The organism is Mycobacterium sp. E1715 (assembly GCF_001667625.1).
Taxonomy (GTDB): domain Bacteria; phylum Actinomycetota; class Actinomycetes; order Mycobacteriales; family Mycobacteriaceae; genus Mycobacterium.
In genome coordinates this window covers 1-8,569 of sequence record NZ_LZJJ01000152.1, presented here as the reverse complement: position 1 = coordinate 8,569, position 8,569 = coordinate 1, and the positions used below count along the sequence as shown (strand labels likewise).

Here is an 8,569-nt window from a genome sequence, read left to right as displayed (position 1 = left end):
AAGTCACGTCCCGTGCGTTATGCAAATCACACAATGTGCGTTACGCTCGGCCGGTGGCGCAGTTAACCTTCCAGCGCGCCCGCACCGAGGAGAAGAAGCGCCAACGTGCGGAGGCACTCGTGGAAGCCGCGCGTTCACTGGCGCTCGAGACCGGCGTCGCGTCGGTCACGTTGACCGCCGTCGCCAATCGGGCCGGCATTCACTACTCCGCCGTCCGTCGTTACTTCACCTCGCACAAGGAAGTGCTGCTGCACCTGTCCGCCGAAGGGTGGGTGCGCTGGTCGAACACGGTGTCCGAGAAGCTCGCCGCACCCGGCCGCAAGTCGCCGCCGCAAATCGCCGAGACACTGGCCGACGCCCTCGCCCAGGACCCGCTGTTCTGCGACCTGCTGGCCAACCTGCACCTCCACCTCGAGCACGAGGTGGACGTCGAGCGGGTCGTGGAGGTCAAGCGCATCAGCACCGCCGCCACGCTCTCGCTCGCCGATTCCATCGAGAGCGCGCTGCCCGAACTCGGCCGCTCGGGGTCGCTCGACATTCTGCTCGCCGCGTACTCGCTGGCGGCCACGCTGTGGCAGGTCGCCAACCCGCCGGAGCGCCTCAACGATGCCTATGCCGAGGAGCCGGAAGTGATTCCGCCCGAATGGAATCTGGACTTCGCCTCGGCCCTCACCCGCTTGCTGACGGCGACGTGCGTCGGCCTCATCGCGGAGAAGCCATGATCAGGGGGAAGGACTTGGGGTGCCCATGACGACGACTGAGCCAAGAACCGAGCCGCTCGAGAGACAAGGCTCTGCCGGCGGGAAGGGAAACGATGCCGCTCCGCGGCGCGCCGGGAAGAGGGGGCTGTTGGGGCGGTCCTGGTTGGTGCTCACGATCGCGGCTGTCGTCGCGCTGTCCGGATTCGTCGTCTACCGATTGCACGGCGTCTTCGGTGTTCACAAGGGTTCGTTCGGTGGCGGCACGTCGGGCGAGGTGCTCGATGAGTTCAACGCCAAGACGATCACGCTCCAGGTCTGGGGCTCACCGGGCAGCACCGCAACCATCAACTACCTCGACGAGAACTCCCATCCGCAACAGGCCCTCAACGTGCCCCTGCCGTGGAGCATCGTGCTGAGTTCCACGAAGCCCGGCATCCCGGCAAACCTGATCGCGCAGGGAGACGGCAGCTGGATCGCCTGCCAATTCGTCGTGAACAACCACGACGGGCACGGTGACGTCATCAAGGCCCCGAATCGCTCAGATTCCAACGAAAACGTGAACCCCTTCGTCTACTGCCTGGACAAGTCCGCATGAGCGAGCCAAGTGAGGCTGAATCTGCCGCGCCGCCAATCTCGCAGCCGCTGATCCCGCCGTTCCTGCCGCGGATGATCCACCGGCTCGCCCTGCCGATCGTCCTGATCTGGTTGGCCATCGTGTTCGTCACGAACACCGCGGCCCCGCAGCTGGAGGCGGTCGCCAAAAACCACTCGGTGTCGATGAGTCCGACTGACGCGGCTTCCTTTCAGTCGATGATGAAGGTCGGATCGACGTTCAAAGAATTCAACTCCGACAACTCGGCCATGATCTTGCTGGAGGGCGACAAGCCCCTCGGGGCAGAAGCGCACCGCTATTACGACGAGATCGTCAGGCGCGTCGAGCAAGACAAGAAGCACGTTCAGCACGTGCAGGATTTCTGGAGTGATCCGCTGACGGCGGCGGGTTCCCAGAGCCACGACCAGAAGGCCGCGTACGTCCAGGTTTACCTCTCCGGCAACATGGGCAGCGGGCAGGCCAGCGAGTCTGCCCTGGCCCTGCGCAAGATCGTGGACTCGGTGCCCGCGCCGCCGGGAATCAAGGCATACGTCACCGGCGCGGGTCCGCTGTTCGCCGACCAGTCCCACGCGGGCGAGAAGGGCGTCGCGCTCGTCACCCTTGTCACTTTTTTGGTGATCGTGGTGATGCTGCTGTTCGTCTACCGCTCGGTGACCACCATGCTGATCATGCTGGCGATGGTGTTCATCGAGTTGGCCGCGGCTCGCGGCGTCGTTGCCTTGCTGGCCAACTACGAAATCATCGGACTATCCACGTTCGCCAACAATTTGTTGGTGTTGATGGCGATCGCCGCCGGAACGGACTACGCGATTTTCGTGGTCGGCCGCTACCACGAGGCCCGCGGTCTGGGCGAGACCCGCGAACAAGCCTTCTACACCATGTTCCATAGCACCGCGCATGTCGTGCTCGGGTCGGGCCTGACCATCGCCGGCGCGATGTACTGCCTGAGCTTCTGCCGATTGCCGTATTTCCAGTCATTGGGCGCACCATGCGCCATCGGCATGTTGGTAGCGGTGCTCGCCGCGTTGACCCTGGGCCCCGCAGTGCTGACCGTCGCGTCGTTCTTCAAGCTCATGGATCCGAAGCGCAAGCTGGCGACTCAGGGCTGGCGTCGCATCGGCACCGCGGTCGTCCGCTGGCCCGCCCCGGTTCTCGCGGTGACCATCGGGATCGCATTGGTTGGCCTGCTCGCCCTGCCCGGCTACAAGACGGACTACGACAACCGCCATTTCCTGCCGGCGGACACCCCGGCCAATGTCGGCTATGCCGCCGCGGACCGGCACTTCGACCAGGCTCGGCTCAATCCCGAGTTGTTGATGATCGAAACCGATCACGACTTGCGCAACCCGGCCGACTTCCTGGTCCTGGACAAGGTTGCCAAGGCGGTCTTCCACATCCCCGGCATCGGCCGGGTGCAGACCATCACCCGGCCGTTGGGCACGCCACTCGACCACAGCACCCTCGGTTTTCAGATGAGCGCACAAGCCGCGGGGCGGATCCAGACCCAGCACTATCAGGACGAGCAGGCGGCGAACCTGCTCAAGCAGGCCGACGAGCTGAAGAAGACCATGGCCACCCTGCATGAACAGATGCGGGTGACCCAAGACCTCAGCAACACGACCCACGAAACCACCAGGCTCACCAAAGAAACCGTGAAGATCACCGAGGCGTTGCGCGACGACATCGCCAACTTCGACGACTTCTTGCGGCCGATCCGCAGCTTTTTCTACTGGGAGCGGCACTGCTACGACATCCCGGTCTGCTGGGCGCTACGGTCGGTCTTCAACGCGCTCGACGGCATCGACCAGGTGGCCCAGAACATCGTGGAGCTCAGCGCGAATCTGGACAAGCTGGACCGGATTCAGCCGGAGTTGGTGGCGCTCATCCCGCCGCAGATCGAGAGTCAGCAGCGCAACCTCGACACCATCATGTCGAACTACGCGACCACGATGGGGCTCAACGAACAGGCGAAAGCGCAGGCGGACAACGCCACCGCGCAAGGCGACGCCTTCGACAAAGCGAAGAATGACGACACGTTCTACCTCCCGCCGGAGGCGTTCAAGAGCCCGGATTTCGCGCGGGGTTTGAAGAACTTCATTTCACCGGACGGGCACGCGGTCCGGTTGATCATCTCCCATGAAGGCGACCCGGCGAGTCCAGAAGGCATCAGCCACATCGAGCCGATCAAACAGGCCGTGCACGAGGCGATCAAGGGCACGCCCTGGGAGGGCTCCAAGGTCTACCTCGGCGGTACCGCCGCGACGTACAAGGACATGCACGACGGCTCCGACATCGACCTGCTGATCGCCGGAATTGCCGCAGCCACACTGATTTTCATCATCATGCTGGTGATCACCCGAAGCGTCGTGGCGGCCTTCGTGATCGTCGGCACGGTGTTGCTGTCACTGGGCGCCTCATTCGGACTCTCCGTGCTGCTCTGGCAGTACATCCTGGGCATGAAGTTGCACTGGATGGTGCTGGCGATGGCGATCATCCTGCTGCTGGCGGTCGGTTCGGACTACAACCTGTTGCTGATATCTCGGTTCAAGGAGGAAATCCACGCCGGGCTCAGAACGGGGACGATCCGCGCGATGGCCGGTTCGGGCTCGGTGGTGACCTCCGCCGGTCTGGTCTTCGCCGCCACCATGGCCACGTTCATGTTCAGCCCGTTGCTGGTGATGGCCCAGGTGGGCACGACGATCGCGCTGGGTCTGCTATTCGACACCTTGATCGTGCGGTCGTTCATGACGCCGTCGCTGGCCACCTTGCTCGGGCGCTGGTTCTGGTGGCCGCAGCACGTGCGGCCACGCCCGGCCAGCACCATGCTGCGACCGTACGGACCGCGTCCCGCCGTGCGCGAATTCCTTCTCAAGAACGTCGAGGAGCGTCCGGCGGGCGGAGTGGTACAGCCGCGCTGACCCTGCGGGACAAAAAAATCCGCGCGTCCCCTTCCTCTCAGGGACGCGCGGATTCTTGAGGCGTTAGGCCCAGTTCCACACCGACATGTCGCCGGGCGGGTATTGGGCGCACACGTCGGTGGCCTTCGCGACGACGCCCTTGTTGTTGAAGAAGAGCTTCATGTGGTTGGGCCACGCGTACCACAGCGGGTCGTTGTTGTAGAAGTTCTCGGAGTAGGTGCGGCGGTCCTCCGGCGACAGTGAGTAGAACCAGTGCACCTTGTCGATCGTCGCCTGCTGGACGTTCGGGTGGTTGTTGAAGTCGATCATGTAGCGCTGGTAGTACACCGGGCTGGTATCGCGGGTTGCCGCCATGATCTGCTCGGCGTCGCACGTGGTGTTGATCATCCTGCGCGGAATCGGGAAGTCCTCCGTCGAATCGGCGACGGCGGTCTTCGGGAAGACCGCCGCGGCGATGCCGAGGGCGAGGAAGGCGGCGCCTGCGCGCAAGCCGGTGTTCAGCCGAGACATAGCTGTAACGGTAACACTTTTTGACCGGCGGCCGCCAGGTTCCTAGTTTGTCTCAGCATTGGTCCCGATCAGGCACGATGACGTGTGAGGGGTCGGGCCGCAGCTCCGGCGGGGCCTGGCTGTAGTCGCCGAACGGGCCGTCGCGGCGCTCGACGGCCGCCCGCACGCCCTGGGTTTCGGCCGTGTTGATGAAATCGAGCGCGTCGGGAGTGTTGCGCATCAGGCCGTCGAGGATGCCGCCCAGCGTCTGGGTGGACGCCAACCCCATGTTCTCGTAGGCCTGGTTGACGATCAGCTTCTGCGCCCGCAGCTGCGACAGCGGGATGCGCGCGAGCTCGGCGGCGATCTCGGCGACCCGGGCCTCCAGGCGTTCGAACGGCACCGCCTCGTTGATCAGCTCGATCTCGGCCGCCTGGACGCCGGTCAGCGGCCGGCCCGTCAGCGAATGCCACTTGACCTTGGCGAAACTGAGCCGGTAGAGCCACATCCCGCTCAGGTATGCGCCCCACATCCGGCTGTACGGGGTGCCGATCACCGCGTCCTCGCTGGCGATGACCAGGTCCGCGCACAACGCGTAGTCGCTGGCCCCGCCGACGCACCAGCCATGCACCTGGGCGATCACCGGCTTGGACGCCCGCCAGATCGCCATGAACTTCTGCGTCGGCGCCGTCTCACGGGCGGTGACCATCGCGAAGTCCTTGCCGGGGTCCCAGCGGCCGTCGGTCATCATGGCCTCGCCCCACTGCTGAAAGCCGCCGCCGAAGTCGAAGCCACCCGAGAAGGCGCGGCCGGCGCCGCGCAGCACGATGACCTTGATCTGCGGGTCGCGCTCCGCCAGCCCGACGGCCGCCTCGATCTCGTCGGGCATGGGCGGCACGATGGTGTTGAGCTGCTCCGGACGGTTCAGCGTGATGGTGGCCACCGGGCCGGCCGTGGTGTACAGCAGCGTCTGGAAGTCGCTCCCTGGCATGGCTTCCTTAGGGGTCGGGCTGTCGGTTTTCCGGCGACGACGCGTAGATGCGGTCACCGATCTTGAGATAGGGCGTCGTCAGGTAGGCCGACATGACGACCAGGCCGGTGAAGATCACCGCCACGCAGACGGCGTTGGGCCAGAGCTTGCCCGTGCCGATCGCGAAACACACGGTGCCGATCGCCGCGGTCGCCCAGTAGAACCGCCGGCCGGCCCGGCGGTCACCGATGAACCGGTAGCGCGCCTGCGCCGCCGAAACCAGCACGAAGATCAATCCGGTCGCCAGCAGGGTGAGTTCGATGCGTTGGGTCGCGGACACGTCGACGATCTTATGACCCGGTCAATGGGCCGGCCAGCATCCGCCACAGGAACGAATAGGTGAGCGCCGACTTGAACGCCACCTGCTGGTTGTCGGCCGCGCCGGCGTGCCCGCCCTCGATGTTCTCGTAGTAGAAGACGGGGTGCCCGGCCGCCTCGAGGGCGGCCGTCATCTTGCGCGCATGGCCCGGATGCACGCGATCGTCGCGGGTCGAGGTGGTCATCAGCACCGGCGGGTAGTGGCGCGTCGCCGAAATGTTCTGATAGGGCGAATATTCGGAGATGAACGCCCAGTCACCCGGGTCGTCGGGGTCGCCGTATTCGGCCATCCACGACGCGCCGGCCAGCAGCAGGTGGTAGCGCTTCATGTCCAGCAGCGGGACGCTGCACACCAGCGCACCGAATCTGTCGGGGTACCGGGTCAGCATGATGCCCATGAGCAGGCCGCCGTTGCTGCCGCCCTGCGCGCCGAGCTGATCCACGGTCGTGATGCCGCGGTTCACCAAATCCGTTGCCACCGCGGCGAAGTCCTCGGCCACCTTGTGCCGGTTCTCGCGCATGGCCTGGGTGTGCCAGCGGGGGCCGTACTCGCCGCCGCCACGGATGTTGGCGAGCACGTAGGTGCCGCCACGGGCCAGCCAGAGCCGGCCGAGCACGCCGCTGTAGGCGGGGGTGTTCGCGGATTCGAAGCCGCCGTAGCCGTACAGCATGGTCGGGCCCGGGCCCGCCGCGTCGGCCGGCCGCACCACGAAGTAAGGGATCGAGGTGCCGTCGTCCGATTCCACGAAATGCTGTGCCACGGAGAGGTTTTCGGCGTCGAAGAAGGCGGGCGCCGACTTGACCTGCTCGAGTGGGCCGGCGCCGGTGCCGCGCATGAGCCGGGAGGGTGTGACGAATCCGTTCGAGTCGAGGAAGAACTCGTCGCCTTTGTCGTCGGCGGCGACGACGACGGTGTTGGTCGCCTCCGGAATGCCGGCGACCGGCTCACGGCGCCAGTCGCCGTGTGACGAGGGCGGCGTGACGATTTCCACGCGGCTTGCCACGTCGGCGAGGCTGACCATCAACAACCGGTCCCGCGTCCATGCGTAGTGATTCAGGGCGGTGTGCTCGTCGGGCGAGAACACCACACTCAATTCGGCCGTGCCCGCGAGGAATTCGTCGTAACGGGCCGCCAGCAGAGAACCGGCGGGGTAGCTCTGGGCGCCGTAGAACCAGTCGGTGCGCAGCTCGATCAACAGCCATTCGCGGTGTATCGACAAGCTCGCGTCGGTGGGCGCGTCGATCCGGATCAGCTCCGGGCCCCGCAGTTCATAGACCTCTTCGTTCCAGAAGTCCAGGGCCCGCCCCAACACCGTGCGCTCGAAGCCTTCGGTTCGGTCCACCGTCGCGGACACGCTGACGTCGGTGGGGGCGCCCTCGAACACGGTTTCCGCATCGGTCAGCGCGGTGCCGCGGCGCCACCGCTTGATCACGCGGGGGTAGCCCGAATCGGTGAGCGAGCCGTCGCCGAAATCCGTGCCGACCAGCACGGTGTCGGGGTCCACCCAGGCGACCTGGGACTTGGCCTCCGGCAGCGCGAAACCATCGGCGACGAATTGGCGTGTCGCCATGTCGAATTCGCGGACGATGGAGGCGTCCGAGCCGCCCCTGGACAGCGAGACCAGCGCGCGCGTGTACTCCGGTTCGATGACACGGGCGCCTGCCCACACCCACTTCTCGTTGTCAGCTCGCCCCAGTTCGTCTACGTCGATCAGCACGTCCCACTCGGGGGCGTCGGTGCGATAGCTGTCCAATGTGGTGCGCCGCCACAGCCCGCGCGGGTTGGCGGCGTCGCGCCAGAAGTTGTACAGGTACTCGCCGCGGCGGACCACGTACGGGATGCGGGCATCGGTGTCGAGCACCTCGAGCGCCTCGACGCGCATCCGCTCGAATTCCGCGTCGCGGAACGCCGCCAGCGTCGGTTCGTTGCGCGCCCGCACCCAATCCAGCGCCTCGTCGCCGGTGACATCCTCGAGCCACAGGTAGGGGTCTTGGGCATCTTCGCGGTCGGCGGCGGCGTGTGAGGTCATGGACGCCATTGTGGCCTCCGGCGGTAGTGTGAGGTGTATTACACCGACGAGCGAAGGGCCGAGCAGATGACTGTTTTCGCACGTCCAGGTTCCGCTGGGGCCTTGATGTCGTACGAATCCCGCTACGACAACTTCATCGGGGGGCAGTGGGTGCCGCCGGCGCAGGGCCGCTACTTCGAGAACCCGACACCGGTGACCGGCCAGCCGTTCTGCGAGGTGGCCCGGTCCGACGAGGCCGACATCGAAAAGGCGCTCGACGCCGCGCACGGGGCGGCGAAGGCGTGGGGCAAGACCGCCCCCGCGGAACGGGCGCTGATCCTGAACAAGATCGCCGACCGCATCGAGGAGAACAAGGCCGCGCTGGCGGTCGCCGAAGTCTGGGACAACGGCAAACCGATCCGCGAGGCGCTCGGCGCCGACATCACCCTGGCGGTCGACCATTTCCGATACTTCGCCGGGGCGATCCGGGC

At 65.8% G+C, this 8,569-nt stretch carries 8 protein-coding genes; 4 read left to right on the top strand and 4 right to left on the bottom strand.

What is annotated here, in order from left to right:
- The first annotated feature begins 35 nt into the window (after positions 1-35).
- The 3 genes from A9X03_RS08370 to A9X03_RS08360 are packed head-to-tail and all read left to right on the top strand — an operon-like array spanning position 36 to position 4,232.
- Positions 36-722: a TetR family transcriptional regulator gene (locus A9X03_RS08370; RefSeq protein ID WP_156669875.1), complete on the top strand. Its 687-nt coding sequence runs from the start codon at positions 36-38 to the stop codon at positions 720-722.
- Positions 723-747: 25 nt separating this feature from the next.
- Positions 748-1,296, top strand: coding sequence for an MmpS family transport accessory protein (locus tag A9X03_RS08365; RefSeq protein WP_067747993.1), 549 nt, complete (start codon positions 748-750; stop codon positions 1,294-1,296).
- Entirely contained in the window at positions 1,293-4,232 is a 2,940-nt protein-coding gene (locus tag A9X03_RS08360) for an RND family transporter (RefSeq protein ID WP_067783259.1), read from the top strand. The genes A9X03_RS08365 and A9X03_RS08360 overlap by 4 nt, the downstream gene beginning before the upstream one ends.
- A 63-nt stretch (positions 4,233-4,295) precedes the next feature.
- On the opposite strand, the gene A9X03_RS08355 is transcribed toward A9X03_RS08360, so the two are convergent.
- From A9X03_RS08355 to A9X03_RS08340, 4 genes are read right to left on the bottom strand one after another with little or no spacing between them, the layout of a single operon-like run.
- Complete coding sequence (locus A9X03_RS08355; RefSeq protein ID WP_067311930.1) at positions 4,296-4,742, bottom strand: DUF5078 domain-containing protein; 447 nt, start codon at positions 4,740-4,742, stop codon at positions 4,296-4,298.
- Between the two features lie 52 nt (positions 4,743-4,794).
- Entirely contained in the window at positions 4,795-5,712 is a 918-nt protein-coding gene (locus A9X03_RS08350; RefSeq protein WP_067890280.1) for a crotonase/enoyl-CoA hydratase family protein, read from the bottom strand.
- A 7-nt stretch (positions 5,713-5,719) separates the two neighbouring features.
- On the bottom strand, positions 5,720-6,031 hold the full coding sequence (locus tag A9X03_RS08345) for a hypothetical protein (protein WP_067755577.1): 312 nt from the start codon (positions 6,029-6,031) through the stop codon (positions 5,720-5,722).
- A gap of 10 nt (positions 6,032-6,041) precedes the next feature.
- Positions 6,042-8,099, bottom strand: coding sequence for a prolyl oligopeptidase family protein (locus tag A9X03_RS08340; RefSeq protein WP_067755587.1), 2,058 nt, complete (start codon positions 8,097-8,099; stop codon positions 6,042-6,044).
- A 66-nt stretch (positions 8,100-8,165) separates the two neighbouring features.
- Here A9X03_RS08340 and A9X03_RS08335 point away from each other — a divergent pair.
- On the top strand, positions 8,166-8,569 hold a 404-nt coding region (locus A9X03_RS08335), incomplete at its 3' end, for an aldehyde dehydrogenase family protein (protein WP_156746505.1).